Origin of the sequence: Caballeronia sp. GAWG2-1, assembly GCF_023631405.1 — a bacterium.
In the GTDB taxonomy this organism is placed as follows: Bacteria; Pseudomonadota; Gammaproteobacteria; order Burkholderiales; family Burkholderiaceae; genus Caballeronia.
The window spans coordinates 25914-46391 of the sequence record NZ_JALQDD010000043.1 but is presented as its reverse complement, the minus strand read 5'-3'; the positions used below and the strand labels follow the sequence as shown (position 1 = coordinate 46391).

Genomic DNA, 20478 nt, shown 5'->3' with positions numbered 1-20478 from the left:
ACCAGGGCAATTCATCAGTCATTTGGGAGAGCGAACATGATTACCGCCCGGAATGCGGCGCGCGCTGGCGTCGTAGCAAGTTCGTTGTCGTTGCGCCGCACCGGCGTCGTGCTCGCCGGTTTCTGTTGTGCGACGCTCGCGCCCGATGCCTTCGCCGACGGCCTCAATTTCGGCCAGATCATGAACAGTCTGCGTGGCGGCGGAGCGAACCTTCATGTGCAACCGCTCGTCAACGCAGCGAAGGGACAATACGAGAAATACGAAGCAAAGGCGCAGTGTGACGACGTAAAAACGTGGCTCACATCCGGACCGCTTCCCGCTGGCGGCGGTGGCATGAGTGCGGCGCAATCGCCGCAATCGGACCCGGCCGTGACAGCGCTGATTCAGGATGCGCGCTTTGCTCCCGTGTTCGGCAAGACCTACGATCAGATAGACCCGAAGATGCTGACGGAGTACACCAGCAAGATCTTGCCGCACTGTTTCAGCACGACCGGACCGCTCGCATCGATTCCGCCCGATCAGAAGGCCGCCGCCACTCGCGCGATGACTTCTTTCCGCTATAACAGCAATCTGCGCCTGCTCGCGCAGTCGCGCGCCGCGACTGGCGGACTCACGGAACTCGCGACGGAAGCGGAGTCGCTCAAAGCCGATGAAACGGGCCACGCGCGTTTGATCGAGATCGAAGCATCGGCGCAAAAGATTCTGCCGCAAGCACCCCGCGCCGAGCGCGATGAGTTCGCGAAACGCATGACGGTTGTCGAACAACGCGTGGCGATACCTGTCGAGGACGCGCAGACGGCGCAGGCCATCGACAACGCGCGCGGTTATCCCGGCATGGTGGAACTGGCGAAGTTGTATCGCATGCAAAACCGGCCAGCGTTCTCCACGGCGCTCACGACATCGCGCAACGCCGAGATGGCGAAGATCGGCGTCGCGCTCAATCAGTTGGGCACGGCGCAGGAAGCCGTCGAGCGGCAGAGCATCGATGCGCTCGGCACTGGTTTGGCCGGCCTGCAGCAGGGGCGTACGTGGAGCGCGGACTTCCGCCGGCGCTACGACGGCATGGAGCGTGTGCCGAGCGTTCAGGAAACCTACCAATATTTTCTGAGCCGACGCGCCCAGGCGCTCGAAAGCTCGCGAGGAGAAATCGAGCAGCAGATCAGGCACGCTCGTTCGGGCGAGGAGATCGCGCAGATCAAGTCGCGTTATCTGATGGATAGCGATGCCAACGCGCCGGCCGGCGTGGCGATTGCCACAGCGATGGTCGCGCAGCAAGAAGACTTGCGCAAACGCAGCGCGCTCGGCGATGCGTACGAGGCATCGTCCGGCAACGACTCGGCGCGTCCGGTCGCCGTCGCCGATGCACAGCCGCGCGCCACATCGAAGTCATCCGAGCGGGCATCGCATTCGGGCGGCGAACCCACGGCGGCGGAAATGTACGATGCGGTCAACAATCGGGCGCAGGCCATCGCGCGAGGTATCTCGTCGCAAAACGAGCGTTGCCAGCAGGCCGACCGTTCAAGGCTCACGAGCGGCGATGCCATGCTCTGCCTGACCACCATGTTCATGGGCAGCAAGTCGGTGCGCGGTAACGAACCCATGCGGATCGACTCGTTTCAGAAGCTCGGTTGCGCGCCGGCATCGGGCAAGCCGGGTTATGTCTGCGACTATTCGATGAACATATCGGGCGGACCCGCCGATGCCATGCGTGGCATGTTCACGACGCTTGGCAGCGGTGGCGGTGAGACTTCCGAGGCGCGGTTTCTCAATGCGGGCGGCCACTGGATCATGCAGGTGGATGACAAGAAGGAGTAGCAGACGAGGGAGACGCGCTTCGGCGTTCATCCGTTTTTATATCAATACTTAAAACCCAGTCCACCTAAACATACTAGGAAACAATCAACACGAAACACCGTATTTTCACGGAGATTCCGAGAGAGACCGGTTTTGCCTGTGGCCCACCCCACACGTCGGGGCTTGCGCGGCGCGTATTCTGGGAGCGATGTACTCACGGAAAGGGACGGCCGCCATGACTCAAGCCGATACTGACATTCAGTCGACTTTCCTCGAGACCTTGATCGCCGAGCGAAAAACCGTATGGGTCTTTCTCGTGAGCGGGATCAAGCTGACAGGACTGATCGAATCGTTCGATAAATACGTGCTCGCGGTGCAATCGCCGAACGGCATACAGACCATCTATAAGAACGCGATATCGACCGTTTGCGAACCGCACACGCTCCCGCCCAAACGGACGGACGAACGCGCTTCGATGACGCGCGTCGAGCGCGCGCATCGAAAATAGACCGCAGTACCTTTACGCCGGTCTGACGCCGGTGCCTCGCCCGCGACGCTTCGCTGCAACGGCCGGTGTCACCACGGGCGCTGGCGCCGTCTCGATCACACCGAGCGGCGACGCTGGCGCAGCCAACCCCAGCACCGTGCTCACGCGACTGACGAAAGGCACCGCGAGCTTGCCGTATCCGGCTTCGGTCGCGTGAATTTCGTTTTCCCAATCATTGCTGATGCCCGACGCTTGCGCATCGGCGCGCGTGAGGATGCCTCGCGTATCGATCACATGAAAATTTTGCAACGTGAGGCTCATGCTGATCGAAGCAAGTTTGTCGATGAACGCGTCCGCAATGGCGTTCCAGTCGTTCGCAGGGATTTTATAGTCTGTCAGCGCAGGCAAGAGCCACGGTCCAATTCCCAAACCCGCGCCGCTCGCGCGAGGCGTCGCGTAGTCATAGGTGTGCGTGAAGATCGGCGTATTCGTGTTGTGTTTGCTCTTCGATCGCATGAAGTCCAGCGCCTTGAATTGCTGCTCCAGATGCAGCCTGAAGGTCTCCCAACCTTGCGCCGAGATGTAGCGATTATCGGCGGCGGCGAGCGGCCCACCCCATTCGTCGCTCGTGAGAAGCAGTCTTTCGTGCGGCGCGACAGGCACACCGTTGTCGCCGATCGCCGCGACCTGCACGGCATCGATGAGGTCGTTGCCGCCGCCCGAAAGCAAAATCGCGCTCCACGGCTGTTCCTTGGGACCGGCCAGCAGCGAATAAAACAAAGGGTCTCGACGAAGGTCGACCATGTGAGTGAGCGTATCGCCGGGGTCGGCGCAATTCACGGCGACCGCCGCCTGCGCGAACTCCAGGTTTTTGAGCAGATTCGACGAACTCCAATGCTCGACCGTATTGGTCGTGAACCACGAGTCCCCTTGCGCCAGGAACTGACAGTTGAACGTGCCCACGTCCGGCTCGCCGTGCGCGTTCATCTGCTGCGACTGAATTACTGTCAGTTTGTCCGGCATCGTCTCCCCCGCCCTTTTCGTCATGGAAGCTCAAGGCAGCCGGGACGAACCCGGCGCTCTGAAAGCTTAGGCGATAGGCGACGAAGCCTCGCGATTTGCATTCGTCTGCGTACGCAAGCGCACACATTCGCCGATGCCGCGCACCGCTCAGATAGCAGGCCGCCGCTCGCCGAGGCCGCCCTTGCGCTCGATGAGCGCGCCGAGCCGCAAGATCGTGGCTTCATCGAGCCACTTCGCGACCAACTGAACGCCGATCGGCAAGTTCTCCGAGCTGAAGCCGAAGGGCACCGAAAGCGCCGGCAAGCCGGTCAGATTAAACGGTGACGTTGCGCTCATCACATGCGTCCACGGCACCGTCACGCCATTGACCACGAGTTCCTGCGCGCCGTGCGGCGTTGCGGTCATCGGATTCACGGGGCAAAGCAGCACATCGTATTGCTCGAAGAATCCGGCGAACGCAGACCTGAGCGCTTCCGCTTTCGCTTCGGCGCCGATGAAGTCGGCGAACGCAGGGTCCGGCGTCTCGACGATGCCCTTGCCTATCGCGTGCAAGTCGTTCTCGCGGCCTTTCACTATGGCCTTGACGGACGGCACGAGCTCGCCGAAGACAAGCGTCATCAGCGCACTGAGCGGCTCGCCGAGAAACGGCAGGCGTACCTCTTCGACATCGCAGCCGAGATCGGCAAGACGCGCGGCGGCAGCCTTGACCGCGGCGGTGATCTCGGGATCGACCGGGCCGAACGCGGCATCCGATACCCATCCTACCCGCACGGGCTGACCTGCGATCCCGGCACGGTCCGCGTCGGCGTTGCGGGCATGCACGGCGTAACCGTCGACGCCATCGGGGCCTTTCAGAATCGAGTAACCGAGCGCGACATCGCCGACCGTGCGAGCCATCGGCCCGACATGCCACCAGCGCGCGATCACGCCCGGATAGTGGCCCGTATAAGGCACGCGGCCATGCGTGGCCTTGAGTGCGGCGATGCCAGTGAACGCCGCCGGCCCGCGCACCGAAATGGCAACATCGCTGCCGATACCGATTGGCGACATGCCAGCCGCGATCGCGGCCGACTCGCCGCCCGACGAACCACCCGGCGTGCGTTCGAGATTCCACGGATTATTGGTTCGGCCGGTAACGAGGTTATCGGTCTCGGTCCACGCCGAGAACTCGGGCAAGTTGGTTTTCATGAGCGGGATGCCGCCTGCGGCCTTGAAGCGCGCAACCGACGTAGCGTCCTGCGCGGGTACGTTGCCGGCAAAGAGCCGCGAGCCGCGCTGCGTGAGCACGCCGGCGGTATCGAGTGCATCCTTGATGGAGAAAGGCACGCCATGCAGCGGCCCGAGCGTGGCGCCGCTCATCACGGCTCGTTGCGCCTGCCTGGCGGCTTCGAGGGCCTGTTCGCCCATTAGCGTCACCACGGCATTCACTTTGGGATTCACGGCCTCGATGCGATGCAAATGAGCCTCGATCACTTCGACACTCGACAATTCGCGAGTGCGAATGAGGCGCGCGAGTTCGGTTGCGCTTGCGTAGTGAATGCGGGTTCGATCGTTGGAATTCATCTGATGCTCCTTTGATGGTTTTTCGGTGCGTGCGCTTGAGCGTTGCGACGACGATGCAGCGAACGAAACCAGAGTACATCCATCCGCCAACTCGATTAACATCACCAGCGTGGATATGAGAAATCGAGGAAACGCATGAATGGCACAGGCTTGCTGGAAGCCGAAACGTTTCTCTTCGTCGCCGAATACGGCGGGTTCGGCGCTGCGGCGCGCGAACTGGGTGTCACGCAATCCACCATCAGCCGGCGCATTTCGCTTCTGGAGAGCAGAGTTGGCGTGCGCCTCATCGAACGCACGACGCGACATGTCGCGTTGACCGATGCCGGCAAGTCCTACGCGAGCGAATTACGCGACATCCTTTTGCGTCTTCGACACGCCGAAGCGCAAGCGCAACGCGGCGCGGCCGAACCCGAAGGCCTGTTGCGCATCACGATGCCGACCGCATTCGGCCGCGCCTGCGTCATTCCATGTCTTACGCGGCTTGCAAACCGTCATACGCGGCTGCGTTTCGAGGTCGATCTCTCGGATCGCTATGCCGACCTGCTCGAAGGCAATTTCGATGTCGCCGTGCGCCTTGCATCGACATCGCAATCGGGAATCAGCGAGCGGCACATTGCCTCGGCGGATCTTTGCTTGTGCGCGTCGTCGGCGTACGTGGCCATGCATGGGCCGATCACCGAGCCTGCGCAGATCGTCGCGCACGAATGCCTCGCGCTGCAGACCTACGCGCCGCGCACGAGCTGGAATGTCATCTGGCAAGGCACACGAACCGAGATCAGCTTCACGCCGAAGATGGTCGTGAGCGATTTGTTCGCGCTTGCGGACTTTTGCCGCGCGGGTCTGGGCGTCGCGGTCCTGCCCATGTATGCGATAGGGTCTGCGTTGGCCGATGGCAGTGTCGTCGATGCCGCGCCCGAACTTTCCTTCGTGCCGCTCGAAGTCTTCGCAGCTTACGCGCATGGCCGCGAAAAATTGCCGAAGGTCGCGGCCTTTCTCGAAGCGTTGAACGACATCGGCAGCGTGGGCGCGCCTTTGAAGAAGCGTTGAAGATGCGATTGGTCACGCACGCTTTTGGATGTTAAATTACATCCATTTGGAAGAGAGATAGACACGTCATGCGCAAGTCCCGACAGGAAGCAGCCGAAACGCGCGAACGCATAGTGGAGTCGGCGTCCACGCGCTTTCGTGAGAACGGTATAGATGGCACCGCGCTCGCCGATCTCATGGCGCAAGCCGGCCTCTCGCACGGCGGCTTCTATAAGCATTTCGGATCGAAAGAACAAGTGGTGCTGGAGTCGCTCGAACTGGCGAGCGACACGTTGCGCGAGACCATGTCGTCGGCGCTTACGCGCAAGAGCGGCATCAACGCCGCCGTTGCGGATTACCTTTCGCCGGAGCATCGCGACAACGCGGGCGCGGGTTGTCCGTTCGTCGCGCTGTCGAGCGAACTCGCGCGTTCCAGCGACGAAGTGCGCACCGCCGCGACCGCGGGCATCGAGCGCCTGGTCGAACTGTTCGCCGGTAGTCTCGACGAGCCGCCCGCCGCCGCGAGGAAGCAGGCGCTCGTCATGCTCTCCACCATGATCGGGGCGCTGACGCTGGCGCGCATGGTCAACGAGCCAGCGCTATCTGACACCATCCTTCGCGAGGCCAGAAAGGCGCTCGCTCAGTGAGGCATCGTCTGCGGTAGCGGCGGGTTGCGTACGCCAGCCGCCGCCAAGCGCGCGGAATGCGCCGACCGCCGCACGCGCTGCATCGGCGCGCGTGGCATCGAGATCGTCGCGTGCCACGAGCAACTGACGGTCTGCATCCAGCACGTCCGTGAGCGTGATCGCACCGGCCTTATAAGCGCGCTGCGACAAGTCGCGTGCGCGCGTGAGCGCGGCCACCTCGGCATCGAGTTCAATACCCCGGTTCTGCGTTTCGCTCAACGCGACGAACGCGTTCTCGACATCTTCCGCCGCACGCAACACGCTCTGCCGATAAACCGCCAGCGCCTCCGCATTCGCGCCACGCGCCGCCGCGACTTCCGCATCCACCTTGCCGAAGTCGAAGAGACGCCAGCGCAGTCCCGCCGTAATCGCCGGTTGAAACGCGCGCGCCGTGAACAGCTCATGCGAGCCGCCGCTATCGAAGCCGAGCAGACCAGTTAGCGAGAGCTTCGGATAATAGTCGGCAATCGCAGCGCCAATACGTTCATTCGATGCCGCGAGGCGCCGCTCCGCCGCGATCACATCGGGACGTTGACGCAAAAGCGCGGTGGTATCGGGCGACGCAGCGATGGATGGAATGCCGGGGATATCCGCCGCTGTCGCCAATTCGCTCGCATACGTGCCGGGCTGCACGCCCATCAGCACGTCCAGTCGATTCAACTGCGCGTTGAGTTGCACACGGAGCGTCGGAACCACGGTGCGCGCTTGTTTGAGCAGTGCATCGGCTTGCGCGACTTCGCGTTCGTCGGCAGCGCCCGCGGCCACACGCAGACGCACGATGTCGAGCAGTCTCGCATCCGTCGATATCTGGTCCTGCGCCACCGCAAGACGTGCCTGAAAGCCGCGCACTTGCAGATAGGCATCGGCGGCATCGGCGGCGACTGTCACGCGTGTGCCGGCCTGCTCGGCCTGCGCGGCTTCTTCCTCGCGCGTGGCGGCGGCCGCATCGCGACGCAGACCGCCTGCCAGATCGATTTCCCAGCTTGCCGCCGCGCCTACCGTGTATTCACGCTGATCGCGGCTATAGCCGGGGAAAGTGCGCGCAAGCGAGCCGAGCGGGCTGACGAGGCTTTGATGCTGCGCGCTCGCCGATGCATCGAGGTCCACCGTCGGCAACAACTGCGCGCCCGCCGATGCCGCTGCCGCCCGCGCCTGCTGTACTCGCGCGAACGACGCCGCGAGATCGAGATTCTGCGACAACGCGCGCTCGACCACGGTGACGAGCATGGGATCGTCGAAGCCGGTCCACCAGGTATCGAGCGGTGGAGCGGTCTTGCCGGTTTGTGCGGGCACGTGCTGCAGCGGTTGCAGGGCCGTTTCAGGCGTGACGTAGTCGGGGCCGACTGCGCAACCGGCAAGCGCCGCGAATAACGTCGATGACGCAATCCATGTGAGCGATGGCTTCATCATGCACGCCCCTTGCCGAACCGGCGAATGAATACATAGAAGGCTGGCGTAAAGAGCAGACCGAAGCCTGTCACGCCCAGCATGCCGAACAACACGGCGGTGCCGAGCGACTGCCGCATCTCCGCGCCCGCGCCGGTTGCCACGGCCAACGGCGCGACGCCGAGAATGAACGCGAAAGAGGTCATGAGAATGGGCCGCAAACGGGTACGCGCCGCATGCACCGCAGCGGTGACGGCGGACACGCCCTCGTCTTCCTTCTGCTTCGCGAACTCGACGATCAGAATCGCGTTTTTCGCCGCCAACCCGACGAGCACGACGAAGCCGATCTGCGCGAGGATATCTATCGGCATGCCACGCAACGAAAGCCCGGTGACTGACGCGAGAATACACATCGGCACGATCAGCACGATGGCAAGCGGCAACTTCCAGCTCTCGTATTGCGCCACGAGCACGAGGAACACGAAGAGCGCCGCCGCGCCGAACACGACGAGCGTGGGCGTGCCGCGTTGTTGCTGTTGATATGCAAGCTCGGTCCATTCGAATCCGATGCCCTGCGGCAGCACCTGATGCGCAAGCTCTTCCATGCGATGCAGCGCGGTGCCCGTCGCCACGCCCGGCGCTGCAACGCCCTGAATTTCCGCTGCCGGATAGAGGTTATAGCGCGGCACGCGATACGGAATCGTGCGGTCTTCCAGATGCGCAACGGTTCCTATCGGCACCATATCGCCGGCCTGATTGCGCGCCTTCAACCGCGTAATGTCCTCACCTGTCCGCCGGAAACGCCCGTCCGCCTGCACGATCACTTCATACGTGCGGCCCAGATAGTTGAAGTCGTTCACGTATTGCGAGCCGAGATAGACCTGCAAGGTGGAGAACACATCCGTGGGCGTCAAGCCGACCTTTTGCGCCTTGACCCGGTCGATGTTCGCGAACACCGATGGCGAGCCCGCATTGAAGAGCGTGAACACGCCCGCGAGATTCGGATCTCGATTGGCCGCCGCGACGAGTGCGTTCGCGGCCTTCACGAGCGCTTCCGGTCCAAGGCCCGCACGATCTTCGAGCATCATCTTGAAGCCGCCTGCATTGCCGATGCCTTGCACCGGCGGCGGCGGAATGGTCAACACGTATGCGTCCTTGATGACCGAGAGGCGCTTGCGCATATCGGCGAGTACGGTGTTGGCCGTCACGCCCGGCAGCGAGTGGCTATAGAGCGAAGGCAAGCCTGAAAACACCGTGCCAGAATTCGATGCCACCGTGAGCGTGGTTGCATCGAGCCCGACGAAGGGCGCTACGTGCTCGATACCATGTGTCGACAAGATGATATCGATGGCCTCACGCACGACCTTCTCCGTGCGTTGCAGCGACGAACCTGGCGGCAACTGCACGACGGTAATCAGGTAACCTTGATCCTGCTCGGGGATGAAGCCCGTCGGCGTGCGCGCGAATTGCAGCGCGGTCAATCCGATGAGCGCGACATACACTGCAAGCACCACGGTCAACCCGCGCACGAGCCTTCGCGTGACGTTACCGTACCCGAACGAAAGCCTCTCGAAGCCGCGATTGAAGCGCGCAAAGCCGCCGTGCATGATGCGTGAAGCCCAGTTCGAACGCTCGGCATCGTGTTCGCTATGCGGCTTGAAAAGCACGGCGCACAGTGCCGGACTCAGCGTGAGTGAAACGAAACACGAGATCACCGTCGACGCCGCGATGGTCACTGCGAACTGCCGGAAGAAAAGTCCCGAGATGCCGCTCAGAAAAGCCGATGGCACGAACACCGCGCACAACGTGAGCGCAATCGAAAGCAGCGCGCCGCCCACTTCGTCCATCGTGCGATGCGCGGCTTCCACAGGCAACATGCCCGCGCGCATGTTCCGCTCGACGTTCTCGACGACAACGATGGCATCGTCCACCACGATCCCCACCGCAAGCACGAGCCCGAACAGCGAGAGGTTATTGAGCGATATCCCGAACGCAGCGAGCACGATGAAAGAGCCGAGCAACGACACCGGAATCGCCACCACGGGAATGATCGTCGCGCGCCAGTTCTGCAGGAACACGAAGACCACGGCCACCACGAGCAGGATCGCAACGAAGATGGTCGTCACGACTTCATCGACGGACTTGCCGATGAAGATCGTCGGGTCATAGATGATCTTGTAGTCGAGACCCGCCGGAAAGTCACGCTTGAGTTCACGCATCTCGCCGAGCACGGCCTTCTCGACCGCGAGCGAGTTCGCGCCGGGTTCGGCATAGATGAGCAAGGTCGACGCATCGCTGCGATCCATGAAGGCGGTCGAACCGTAGTCCGCCGCGCCCACTTCCACGCGGCCGATATCGCGAATACGCGTGATGCGCCCCTGTCCGTCCGACTTCACGACGATATCGCCGAACTGCTCCGGCGTGGCGAGACGCCCCAGTGCCTCGACGTTGATTTGATACGCCTCGCTGTTGCCCGATGGCGGCTGGTTCAGCACGCCCGCGGAGACCTGCAGGTTCTGCGCACGCAGTGCCGTCAGCACTTCGCTTGCGGTGAGGTTGCTCGCCGCGACACGATCGGGGTCGATCCAGATGCGCATCGCGTATTCGCGTGCGCCCTGGAACTGCACATCGCCCACGCCCTGAATACGTGCGAGCGCGTCCTTCACATGCAGCGTCGCGTAATTCGAGAGATACAACGTGTCGCGCAGCTTGTCGGGCGAATAGAGATGCACCGCGAGCAGAATGCTCGGCGTGGACTTGCGCACTTGCACGCCGAGTCTTTGCACGTCTTCAGGCAAGCGCGGCAAGGCATCCTGCACGCGGTTCTGCGTGAGCATCTGCGCAACGTTCAGATCGGTGCCGATGCGAAACGTGACCGTTACGGTGAGCCTGCCGTCGCCGGTCGACTGGCTGCCCATGTAGAGCATGTTTTCGACGCCGTTGATCTGCTGTTCGAGCGGCGTCGCTACCGTACGCGCGATCGTCTCCGCCGACGCACCCGGATACGATGTCGTCACCTGCACGGTCGGCGGCACGATCTCGGGATACTGCGCAACCGGCAGCACGTACATGGCGCCGAGTCCGATCAACGTCAGGAAGGCACTGACGACCGTCGCGAATCGTGGACGGTCGATAAAGAAGTGAGCAATACGCATGAGTGTGTCGTTCCGCTATTTCGATTGCGCTGTCTGCGTGGTCCGCGTCGTCTGCGCGTCGTTCGCCTCATAGCGGACGGTACCGTCGCGCGTAGTCACCTTCGAGCCGGGCGCGGCGAATGGCAGACCATCCACGATCACGCGATCATCGCGTGTCAGTCCCGCACGGATCACGCGCAAGCCGCCGCGCATCTCGCCGATCTCCACACGCTTGGGCGTGACGGTGCCGTCGTTTGCAACGGTCATCACGACATGCTCGGATTGATCCGGCAACACGGATGCATCCGGCACCAGCAAGGTCGCCGCGGGATGCGCCACGGCAAGCCGCACGCGCGAGAACTCGCCGGGCGTGAGCCGCAAGTCGGCGTTCGGCACGGTGGCGCGTGCATGAATGGTGCCGCTCGCGCGGTCGATCACGTTATCGAGGAAGTCGAGCGTGCCCTGACGCGAATAGTCCGCGTCCGTGCCCTCGCCGGAGGCCAGCTCGACCCTGTTCGCAAGCGGCCCTTTCGTATCCGCGCGATAGCGCGAGAACGACTGAAAGTCAGACTCGCTCATGTCGAAGTCGAGATAGATGGGGTCGAGCGAAACGAGCGTGGCGAGCAGCGTGGTGGGGCTCGTCGCCGCGCGGCTGCCCGCGATCAGATTGCCCGCCGACACCAGATGCCTGCCAATGCGTCCGGTGAACGGCGCGAAGATCTTGCAGTGATCGAGATCGAAGCGCGCGTCGCGAATCTGCGCGGCGGCATCGTCCAACGCGGCCTCTGCGCCATGCAGTTCGGAAGTGCGTTGTTCGACGCTTTGCCGCGTGCCGGCATCGCCTCGCTGCAACTCCTGCGCGCGCTCCAGTTCCTGCTTCGCAAGCACGAGACGCGCTTGCGCGGTCTGCTGCTGCGCCTTTGCCTGAGAGAGCCGAATCTCGTACGGCACGGAATCGATAGTGAAGAGCAGATCGCCTTTGCGGACGACATCGCCATCCTTGAAGTGGATGCCCGTGAGCGTTCCGCCCACTTGCGCGCGAAGCTCGACCTGATCCACAGCCGAGAACTGACCGAGAAACCCTAAACGCGTATCGAGGTCGCGCACCACTGGCTTGCTCACGGTCACGTCATGACGAGGCGGTGCGGCTTGCACACTTGCGGTGCTTCCGGCATTGCGATGGTTGTTGTAGAACCATCCGCCGCCTATGGCCAGCATGGCCGCAATGGCGATCCACGTGGCGGTGCGGCGCCGGGCTGGCGGACGATGGCCTTGCCGCGCCTCTGCCTCGTCATCGAGTTTTGCTTTCGTATCCACCTGCGTTCACCTCAAGAGAATTGGGATCGTCCGCCGAGCGCCGCTCGGGAAGACGTGTCCCGTCCGGCTCGTTTGGATGTCAACCATCGTCTAAAGGCGTTTAGATTACGTATACAATCTTATTGGTCAAGCGTTTTCAATAGTCGCAACCGGAATATGAAAAACGGAACGTGCGCAAGCTTCGGCCGGACAAGGCTCTGCGCGATTGTTCGCGCGCCGTGTCATGTGTGTTCAGACAGAGCGATTTATGCGGCGAATGCCGTGCTGTAGTGTGGCGAGTGATGGCTCTCGTCATGGAGCCGTCAACGGTTGCGGATAGAGGTTGTTTCTCGTCCGCCTTGCAGGCATCGATGGGTGGACTCCTCCAACCCCCGCCCTTTGCTGCCGGAGCGCACGGCATTGCGCCGTGCGCTTTTTTTTGTTCAGTACTGCAGGCCCAGGCTTGCCGACCAACCCCGGATGTTTGGTCCGAACAAATAGCTCACGCCTAGTTTCACGCTGGTTCCACCCTGAGTTTTGGCGCTCAACGGAGTCAGCAAGCCGAGGCCGACTTCGGCAACAGTGGAAAAGCCGAGCGCACTTCGGTTCGCGCCGAAGAAGCCGCCGTAGCCGCTGCGCACGAACCAGTCGAGCTTGCGCTCGAACACGCTGAGCGATGTCGGCCGTGCATATTCCACACGCAGCGAGTACACGCCGGCGGTTTCCCGAAAGCCCTCGAGTCCCGGCGATTCATCGAAGGTCGAGATCCACGACCATGCAATATGTGCCTTGACGCTGAGGCTTTGCTCGGCCTGCTCACGCATCCATTCGATGCCGGCGTTCGGCGTGACGAGCCATGCATTCGTATGCCAGTTGAAGAGCACGCCATCGGTGAGTGAACTCAGCGGCTTCGCGGAGCCTTCGTAGCTGGCGCCGTTGATGAGGCGCGCGAGTCCGGCATCGATGGCGGGCGTGAGTGTGAAACCATAGCCGAGCTTCTGACGCAACACTACGCCGCCGCCCAGACTGAAAGCGGACCATTTGCTTCCGATACTGCCCGCTCCGGGCGATGGCGAATCCACTGGCAAGGTCGCGCGATTGGAAAGATAGCCCGCGGAAACACGCCAGAAGATATCGCTTCCGGGTGTGATCGTCGCGAGCTTCGACTCATACGGCACGCGAAAGATGTCGATGGTGGGCTTGATGCCCGCATTGGAGAGGTCGAAGTGAGCGGAATTGATATCCGGCGTGGCGGCGAGGTTCAGCAGTTGCGCATAGCCCGAGCCGAGCCGGACGCCCGCGACCTGATCCGCGACCGACTGCGCAAACGCGACCCGTGGCATGGCCACGCTCGCAAGAACGCCAGCAACGATGCAACCGCCAAGAGGCATTCGACGCACGCTCGGGCTCCTTCGGGCTATACGTCGCATCATCGCACAGCGGCGCGGTTGTCACGTGACTATCAGGCGATGCGTTGCATATACGCCGGCAAGTCGGGATCGGGCAAGACCGCCAGCACTTTCAAGCGCTGCAGCGTGCGCTTCTGTCCGGCGCGAAGATGTTGCGTGAGCGCATCGGCGGCAGCCTGCGCATTGCCCTTCAGAAGAAGACGAACGACCTCGCGATGCTCGCTCAACATACCCGCTTCCGGATGCAGATTGAAGGCATCGTAGAAGGCATGATTCACGATGAGCGGCATGTGCGCATGACCGATGGCCGCGCGTAATTTGCGGTTGCGCGAAAAACTCAGCAAGCTGTCGTGCAGCGTGGTTTCGATGCGATAGAGCGCTGCGGCATCGACGGAATCGGGCAGCGCAATCGCACGCTCGATCTCAACCAGCGCCGCTTCCAGTTGCGCGCGTGACAACGAAGGCGCGCTTGCCAACAGCGCAGCAGGTTCGAGCAACACGCGCAACTCGTAGTCTTCCGCCACGGCACGCGCGGTAAGCGGTCCACATAGCCAATGCGAATACGCCGACTTCTCCACCAACCCGCGATCGCGCAAACGGTTGAGCGCCTCACGCACCGTGCCGCGACTCACGCCGAACGCTTCGGCCGCGTCGCTTTCGTCGATCCGAAAATGTCCGAACACGATGCCAAGCGAAATCACGCCTTCGAGCGCGTCGTAAATGCGCTCGCTATTCGAGGGAATGTCGAGCGGCTCGGGCGGGCGGTCGAAGCCGAGCGCATCTTCGGAAAGCGGCGCACGTAGCGGCTCCGGCACGCCGCCGTCGGGATGCGCCACGAGATAACCGCGTCCGTCGAAGGTATGCAATAGGCCGCCCGCATGCAGCATCTCAAAGGCCTTTCTCACCGGCACGCGGCTCGTGCCGAAGATACGCGCGACGGGACCTTCGAGCAGCACGAGACCCGGCGCGATATTGCCGAGTGCAATCGCGGTCTTGAGATGATCGTGAATCAGCCGGTAACGCAGACGGCTGTCCGGTTCGATAGAGTCGACCGATGCCATCGATGCGTCTGCCGTGTCCTCTGCGTCTGCGAGAGGAGCGGTGGTTCGGGAAGCGCTTGCGCGTCTTGTCATCGTTGAACGAACTTCGCTGTCAGGACCGCATGAATTCGGTCCAGCGGCGTACGAGATAGTTATGCTCGTCCATCACCGAGTCCCACACGGCGACCCGGCTCATGCGCGAGACGTAATTGCCGCCGTCGCGCATCTGTCCGGCAGGCACGAGATGCTTGCGCGTCGGGCCGGGAAGGTCCTTGGGCGCTTCCCTGCCATCGTACCAGTACGCCCATTCGGCGTCGCTCATGTGCTCGCGCGAACGCTCCGGGTTCGAGATATAAAAGCCCTGACGCGCCATGGTCGCGCCTGCCCATCCTTCGAGCCACCAGTTGAGATATTCGTAGGAGGCATCGAGCATGCGTCCATGCGCGAGCCGCGATATACCGATACCGCCGAACCAAGCGCGATACCCCTCACGCGGCCGCGCGAGCCGAAAGCGCAAACCGGCGCGTTCCAGTTCGACCGTCGCCGGCGACCAGATGCTTTGAATCACGACCTTGCCCGCGATCATCAATTGCGCGGCTTCGGCGAAGCTCGACCAGAAGCCCGCGAAATGACCGCGCCGTTTGAAGTCGATGAGCGTGGCGATCAACGCATCGATCTCTTCGATACTCAGGTTGCCGATATCCTCGAAGCGCATCAGCCCGCAGGCTTGCACCGCCAGCGCGGCATCGATCGCGCCGATGGCCGCATCCGCCTGCAGCGCCACGCGTCCCGCAAGTTCGGGCGCAAGCAGCCATGCCCAGCTTTCCTCGCCTGCAAGAAGCGAAGGCGGCATGGCATCTTCGAGGTAGACGAAGCTGTCTGCATTGTGCGTGAGCGGCAGCATGCTGATGCGCTTACTCGGCTTGCGCGCAAGCGATCCGTCCGTCTGCACGAAGAGGCGGTCGGCGGGCACGCAGCCCACGCCATTGCTCAAATTGCGTCCGGTATGTCCGGTGCGCGCAAGTGTGTTGACCTCGTCCCAACGACGAATGCGCGCGACATCGATAGGCTGCAACGCATGCGCGGGCCACAGGCATTCGATGCTATGAAACCATTGATCGTAGAGTTCGTAGCGGTCCGGATGCATCACGCCTTCGCGCTGCACACTCGAACCGTCATCGACGATGAAGCGCAGTTTGATACCCAGGTCCTGCTCCGCGCGCTTGCGCAGATGTTCCTGTAGCGTGACGGATGTGCCGAGCACGCGCAACTCGACTTTCGACGGATGCACGGCAGGTGCTTGTGGACCGGAGAGATTCGAGCGGACGGGATTCAATCTATGGCTTCTGTCTCGAGGTGCCGGCAAAAGCGCCGGTAGGAATCAGCCACTGCGTCGCGATCCAGTCCTTCCGTAATGAACACGAGTCGCGAAAGCGGCGCGCCGCCGGGCCAAGCGTCGAGATGCAATACGGGATGCACGAGATGATGCACGGCATGCAGCACGACCGGTTGGGACTCGCCGCGAATGGCGAGCAGTCCCTTGACGCGCAGGATGTTATCACCGTGACGGTTGAGCAGCATGGTGAACCATAACGTGAACACGGGCCAGTCGGGTGCCTGGTCGAAATCGATAGAGAAGGAAGTCAGCGTCGAGAGGTTCTCCCGGTGTTGCGAAAGACGCGCCAATGGACGCTCGCCATCGTCACGTCGTGCGTTCGATGTCATGCCCGTGCGACGCACGAAGTCCGCGAAATCCGGCACATGCGCTGCAAGGCCGAGCACCGCGGATGCATCGTCGTGAACGGTACGGCGCGCCATGCTCGCGGCCGGATTCACGCGTTCGAGTTCGGCTTCGAGTGCCGCGACGTGAGCTTCATCCACGAGGTCCGTCTTGCTGATGAGTAGACGGTCCGCAGCCGCCACTTGCGCGAGCCATTCGGAATGCCGCTCGCGTTGCTGACGCGCGTTGACGGCATCGACCACGGTGACGACCGACGCGATCGAATAATGACTCGATACCACGCGATCGCCGAGCAAGGTCGCCATGATCGGCGCGGGCGTGGCAAGCCCCGTCGTTTCCAGCACCACACGCGAGAACGGCGGCACTTCACCGCGTGCGCGTCGTGAGAACAGGTGCGCAAGCGCGTCCTTCAACTCGCCGCGAATGGCGCAGCACACGCAACCGTTGTCGAGCAGCACGGTCTCGGTTTCCACCTTGCCGATCAACAAATGGTCCAGCCCGACTTCGCCGAATTCGTTGACGAGCACGGCCGTATCGCGCGCGGCATCGCCCTTGAGGACATCTGCAAGGAAGGTCGATTTACCGCTGCCGAGAAAGCCCGTCACGACGATCACCGGAATCACATCGTAGGCAAGGCTCATGGCGCGGTCTCGTCGTCGGCGAAAAGTGTCAGCGGATCGAGCGGACGCCCGAGCATGCTTTCCGCGGCCTTCCATATCTGCATGAAGTCTTCGATCATCAATTGCGCGCCGGTCGGCGAAGAGAGTACGAACGATTGGCCGTGAAAGTCGGCAAGACGCAGACGAAACGTTTCGAGCACGCGGTTCGCATGCGCGACCTGCGCATAGCGCTGCGCGCGCGCATTCACGCCCGCGCCCGCCGAAACCGTGTTCGACCAGTGCCGTCCGCCGCCCAGTAATCCGCACATGCCGCACATGAAACCTCCCTCTTAAGGCATGACGTCGCCGGAATTCGGTCCGAGCGTCTGCCCGACGAACAGGTTGCCGCCCGGGTCGGAGGCGAGCAAGACCGCTGTGGGCGCAACTTCTTCCGCGCGGCCGAAGCGGCGCAGCGGCAGTTCTTTCGCCTTCATCTCCTTCCATGATGCGCTGATTCCATCGACGAGCGGTGTCTCTATCGGCCCCGGCGCAATGGCGTTGACGAGCACGTTGTCGGGCGCGGCTTCCAGCGCGAGCGATTTGGTGAAGCCGATCACGCCCGCCTTGGCCGCCGCGTAATGTGTGAGTTCCGCGCCGCCCTTGATGCCGAGCTGCGACGCCACGTTGATGATGCGTCCCCAGCGCTGCGCGGTCATCGAAGGCAATGCGCGACGCGAGCAGAGAAACACGCTGCGTAAGTCCACGCGCATCATGTCGTCCCACATTGACGTGGTGAGGTCCGTGCAGCGTGCCTGCGTGAGCATGCCCGCATTGTTCACGAGAATGTCGATGCCGCCATAAGCCTCGATACAACGATCCACGATACCGTGCGCGCCCGCCTCTTCGCCGACATCGGCGATCACGGTTTGCACTGTGACGCCGAGCGCGCGGCATGCGTCCGCTTGTGTGGCCAGACGCGCTTCGTTGAGATCCGCGAGCACGAGACGCGCGCCCGCTTCCGCATAAGCGAGCGCAATTGCCGCGCCGATACCGCTTGCCGCACCGGTCACGACCGCGCGACGGCCTTCGAGTGAAAAGGATGCCATGTGCTGTTGTTCCTGTGCGTGAGAATCAGCCGGGCCAGCGCACGGTGAGTCCGCCATCCGCGATGATCGACTGGCCGGTGATGTAGGAGGCGTCGTCGCTCGTCAGATAGCGAATCAGCACGGCGATTTCTTGCGGCCTGCCGACGCGTCCGAGCGGAATGCCCTTCGCGGCTTCGCGCAAGCCATCGGGGCCGAGCGAATTGACGGCATCGAGCGATTGCGGCGTTTCGATCAGGCCCGGAATGACCGCGTTGCAACGGATGTTGCGCGGCGCGAGTTCCATCGCCACTGCGCGGCACAGTCCCGGCACGCCCGACTTCGCGGCGGAATAATGCGTGTGGTTCTCCCATCCATAGACACCACCCGCTATGGACGATATCGCGACCATCGCGCCGCCATCGGTCATATGCCGCGCTGCCGCACGGAAGGTGCGCATGACACCGGACAGATCGACATCGAGCATCTGATGCCATTGTTCGTCGCTCATCTCGGTGAGCGGCGATGCGCGCAGCAAGCCCGCATTCGCCACCGCATAGTCGATGCGTCCGAAGCGCGTGATCGCTTCGTTCGCGAAGGCTTCGACTTCCTCGGCGGAAGTCACGTCCACCGCGTACATCACGCACTGACCGCCCGCCTTCTCGACTTCGGCTGCCGTGACTTGCGGGTCATGCGGGTCGCCCGGAAAGTATCCGCCGACCACGGCCACGCCGATCTGCGCGTATGCCACGGCCAGCGCTTGCCCAATGCCGCTCGCCGCGCCCGTTACCAATGCTGCTTTCACGAAAGACCTCCAGTGGAGTTACTTGATTTCGGTGGGATCGACATGACGCGCGAACATAATTAGCACGCCGGAAAGGAAACACGGCAATGCGCCGAACCAGAGCGCCGCGTGCAGCCAGTCGCTACCGTGATTGAGCATCGAGGTGACGCCGACGCCCGCGAGGATCGCGCCGATGGGACCCATTGCATGGACGATCGAGCTGCCCGTGCCGCGAATGGCCGTCGGATAACTTTCGCCGATGAAGAACAGCGCCGCCGAATACGGTCCGATCAGGAAGAAGAGACCGAGGCTATAGAGCGCGACGACCACGCCCTGGCTGCTCGGACCATAAAGCATGCCCGCGAACGACAGACCGCCGAGCATCCAGCCGATGGCGAGCGTGTTGCGCCGGCCGATCTTGTCGCCGATCCATCCGTGACTCAGATAACCGCAATAGCCGATCACGTTCGACAACACAAGAATCAGCAGCGAGCTTTCGAACGACACGTTATGCACGCGAGTGAGCACCGTCGTGCCGAGCACGCTGAACACCTGAATCGCGGACCAGTTCAGCAAAATGCCGCCGCCGAGCACGAGCGTCGCACGCAATGCGCTGCCGCGAAACGCTTCGGAAAGACCTGCGCGGCTGTGCTCCTCGTAGTCCACCGAATGCGTGCCCGCGAGACTGCGCGCTTCGCCGTCGTGACCGGCTTCGCGCAACTGTTTGATGCGCTTGTGCAGCAGGAATTGCGGGCTTTCCTTCAGACGCCGCGTCATGAAGAAGATGACGATGGCCGGGAACGTCGCGAAGATGAAGCACCCTTGCCAACCGATACGCGGCAACAAGAGCGCCGTGAGACCGGATGCGATCAGCGCGCCAATAGGCCAGCCGCCTTGCACGAGGCTATAAATGAAGCCCTTGTTGCGATTGAGCTTCGGATCGTTGGCCGCCGAATACAGTTCGTTGAGGTAAGTCGCGTTGACGGTTTCCTCGGCATAACCGAGACCCGAGAGTGCGCGGATGAACACGAGCGGCCACTGACCCATTGCGCCGCCCACGACCGTCAGTCCCGAGCACAACGCCGCGCCAGCCACCGTCCACAAGAGCCCTGCCTTGCGGCCGAGACGATCCAGTAATGGCCCGATGGCGAAGGCGATCACCGCCGTGCCGATTGCCACCAGCGTGGCGATTTCGGCTTGCGAGGCGGCGTCCCAGTTGTAGTGCTTGCCGATCTCGGGCAAGAGCGTGCCGAACAGGATGAAGTCGTACACGGCAAAGACCCACGCGAAAAAAGCGACCACGGTTGCGCGTTTTACGTCGCCGGGCGTTATATGTTCGAGTTTGAAGCTTGATGCCGACAGCGGGTTCGCTTTCGCCGGCGCGCTCTTGCTGAGCTCGGAAGGAGTCATGGGATGGGCTCGTATCGG

The 20478-nt window shown here is 62.5% G+C and carries 17 protein-coding genes; 4 read left to right on the top strand and 13 right to left on the bottom strand.

Annotated elements, in window-relative coordinates; translation table 11 throughout:
* The first annotated feature begins 36 nt into the window (after positions 1-36).
* Together NCR98_RS30080 and hfq are read left to right on the top strand one after the other, a co-directional pair.
* Complete coding sequence (locus tag NCR98_RS30080) at positions 37-1815, top strand: hypothetical protein (protein WP_250528145.1); 1779 nt, start codon at positions 37-39, stop codon at positions 1813-1815.
* A 214-nt stretch (positions 1816-2029) separates the two neighbouring features.
* Complete coding sequence (hfq, locus tag NCR98_RS30075; protein WP_250469659.1) at positions 2030-2302, top strand: RNA chaperone Hfq; 273 nt, start codon at positions 2030-2032, stop codon at positions 2300-2302.
* A gap of 12 nt (positions 2303-2314) precedes the next feature.
* Here the strand turns inward: hfq and NCR98_RS30070 are convergent, their stop codons facing one another.
* Both NCR98_RS30070 and NCR98_RS30065 read right to left on the bottom strand, forming a co-directional pair.
* Positions 2315-3328 (bottom strand): hypothetical protein, encoded by a 1014-nt coding sequence (locus NCR98_RS30070; RefSeq protein WP_250528144.1) that lies wholly within the window; start codon positions 3326-3328, stop codon positions 2315-2317.
* 123 nt (positions 3329-3451) lie between these two features.
* Positions 3452-4867, bottom strand: a complete 1416-nt coding sequence (locus tag NCR98_RS30065; RefSeq protein WP_250528143.1) for an amidase — start codon at positions 4865-4867, stop codon at positions 3452-3454.
* A gap of 135 nt (positions 4868-5002) precedes the next feature.
* On the opposite strand from NCR98_RS30065, the gene NCR98_RS30060 reads away from it, so the two are divergent.
* Positions 5003-5914 carry a LysR family transcriptional regulator gene (locus tag NCR98_RS30060; protein ID WP_250528142.1) on the top strand — a complete coding sequence of 304 codons (912 nt, stop codon included), beginning with the start codon at positions 5003-5005 and terminating at the stop codon, positions 5912-5914.
* A 68-nt stretch (positions 5915-5982) separates the two neighbouring features.
* Positions 5983-6540: a TetR/AcrR family transcriptional regulator gene (locus tag NCR98_RS30055; protein WP_244831730.1), complete on the top strand. Its 558-nt coding sequence runs from the start codon at positions 5983-5985 to the stop codon at positions 6538-6540.
* Here the strand turns inward: NCR98_RS30055 and NCR98_RS30050 are convergent.
* The 11 genes from NCR98_RS30050 to NCR98_RS30000 all read right to left on the bottom strand — a co-directional run bounded on the left by NCR98_RS30050 (position 6493) and on the right by NCR98_RS30000 (position 20460).
* On the bottom strand, positions 6493-7989 hold the full coding sequence (locus tag NCR98_RS30050; RefSeq protein WP_250528141.1) for an efflux transporter outer membrane subunit: 1497 nt from the start codon (positions 7987-7989) through the stop codon (positions 6493-6495). The two genes, NCR98_RS30055 and NCR98_RS30050, sit on opposite strands and share 48 nt — an antisense overlap.
* Positions 7986-11120 carry an efflux RND transporter permease subunit gene (locus NCR98_RS30045; protein WP_250528140.1) on the bottom strand — a complete coding sequence of 1045 codons (3135 nt, stop codon included), beginning with the start codon at positions 11118-11120 and terminating at the stop codon, positions 7986-7988. The genes NCR98_RS30050 and NCR98_RS30045 overlap by 4 nt, the downstream gene beginning before the upstream one ends.
* Before the next feature lie 15 nt (positions 11121-11135).
* Complete coding sequence (locus tag NCR98_RS30040) at positions 11136-12416, bottom strand: efflux RND transporter periplasmic adaptor subunit (RefSeq protein WP_250528139.1); 1281 nt, start codon at positions 12414-12416, stop codon at positions 11136-11138.
* Between the two features lie 422 nt (positions 12417-12838).
* Positions 12839-13786 (bottom strand): Solitary outer membrane autotransporter beta-barrel domain, encoded by a 948-nt coding sequence (locus NCR98_RS30035; protein WP_502799823.1) that lies wholly within the window; start codon positions 13784-13786, stop codon positions 12839-12841.
* A 71-nt stretch (positions 13787-13857) separates the two neighbouring features.
* Positions 13858-14865, bottom strand: coding sequence for a GntR family transcriptional regulator (locus NCR98_RS30030; RefSeq protein ID WP_250469667.1), 1008 nt, complete (start codon positions 14863-14865; stop codon positions 13858-13860).
* A 91-nt stretch (positions 14866-14956) separates the two neighbouring features.
* The gene (locus NCR98_RS30025) at positions 14957-16135 is read right to left on the bottom strand and encodes an ABC transporter substrate-binding protein (protein WP_404989379.1); all 1179 of its coding nucleotides are present in this window, start codon (positions 16133-16135) and stop codon (positions 14957-14959) included.
* Positions 16136-16176: 41 nt separating this feature from the next.
* Positions 16177-17226, bottom strand: a complete 1050-nt coding sequence (locus tag NCR98_RS30020; protein WP_250528138.1) for a CobW family GTP-binding protein — start codon at positions 17224-17226, stop codon at positions 16177-16179.
* Entirely contained in the window at positions 17223-17522 is a 300-nt protein-coding gene (locus NCR98_RS30015; protein ID WP_244831737.1) for a hypothetical protein, read from the bottom strand. Before NCR98_RS30015 ends, NCR98_RS30020 begins: the two co-directional genes overlap by 4 nt.
* A 12-nt stretch (positions 17523-17534) precedes the next feature.
* A complete protein-coding gene (locus tag NCR98_RS30010) occupies positions 17535-18290 on the bottom strand; it encodes an SDR family NAD(P)-dependent oxidoreductase (RefSeq protein ID WP_250494956.1) in 756 nt (251 codons plus the stop codon).
* A 25-nt stretch (positions 18291-18315) separates the two neighbouring features.
* On the bottom strand, positions 18316-19071 hold the full coding sequence (locus NCR98_RS30005; RefSeq protein ID WP_250469670.1) for an SDR family NAD(P)-dependent oxidoreductase: 756 nt from the start codon (positions 19069-19071) through the stop codon (positions 18316-18318).
* A gap of 18 nt (positions 19072-19089) precedes the next feature.
* Positions 19090-20460, bottom strand: a complete 1371-nt coding sequence (locus tag NCR98_RS30000; protein WP_250469671.1) for an MFS transporter — start codon at positions 20458-20460, stop codon at positions 19090-19092.
* Positions 20461-20478 lie beyond the last annotated feature (18 nt).

Excerpts from the sequence above, each read along its gene's own strand:
- NCR98_RS30080 (WP_250528145.1), top strand. The coding sequence starts at position 37 with ATGATTACCGCCCGGAATGCGGCGCGCGCTGGCGTCGTAGCAAGTTCG.
- hfq (WP_250469659.1), top strand. The coding sequence starts at position 2,030 with ATGACTCAAGCCGATACTGACATTCAGTCGACTTTCCTCGAGACCTTG.
- NCR98_RS30070 (WP_250528144.1), bottom strand. The coding sequence starts at position 3,328 with ATGACGAAAAGGGCGGGGGAGACGATGCCGGACAAACTGACAGTAATT.
- NCR98_RS30065 (WP_250528143.1), bottom strand. The coding sequence starts at position 4,867 with ATGAATTCCAACGATCGAACCCGCATTCACTACGCAAGCGCAACCGAA.
- NCR98_RS30060 (WP_250528142.1), top strand. The coding sequence starts at position 5,003 with ATGAATGGCACAGGCTTGCTGGAAGCCGAAACGTTTCTCTTCGTCGCC.
- NCR98_RS30055 (WP_244831730.1), top strand. The coding sequence starts at position 5,983 with ATGCGCAAGTCCCGACAGGAAGCAGCCGAAACGCGCGAACGCATAGTG.
- NCR98_RS30050 (WP_250528141.1), bottom strand. The coding sequence starts at position 7,989 with ATGATGAAGCCATCGCTCACATGGATTGCGTCATCGACGTTATTCGCG.
- NCR98_RS30045 (WP_250528140.1), bottom strand. The coding sequence starts at position 11,120 with ATGCGTATTGCTCACTTCTTTATCGACCGTCCACGATTCGCGACGGTC.
- NCR98_RS30035 (WP_502799823.1), bottom strand. The coding sequence starts at position 13,786 with ATGCCTCTTGGCGGTTGCATCGTTGCTGGCGTTCTTGCGAGCGTGGCC.
- NCR98_RS30030 (WP_250469667.1), bottom strand. The coding sequence starts at position 14,865 with ATGGCATCGGTCGACTCTATCGAACCGGACAGCCGTCTGCGTTACCGG.
- NCR98_RS30020 (WP_250528138.1), bottom strand. The coding sequence starts at position 17,226 with ATGAGCCTTGCCTACGATGTGATTCCGGTGATCGTCGTGACGGGCTTT.
- NCR98_RS30015 (WP_244831737.1), bottom strand. The coding sequence starts at position 17,522 with ATGTGCGGCATGTGCGGATTACTGGGCGGCGGACGGCACTGGTCGAAC.
- NCR98_RS30010 (WP_250494956.1), bottom strand. The coding sequence starts at position 18,290 with ATGGCATCCTTTTCACTCGAAGGCCGTCGCGCGGTCGTGACCGGTGCG.
- NCR98_RS30000 (WP_250469671.1), bottom strand. The coding sequence starts at position 20,460 with ATGACTCCTTCCGAGCTCAGCAAGAGCGCGCCGGCGAAAGCGAACCCG.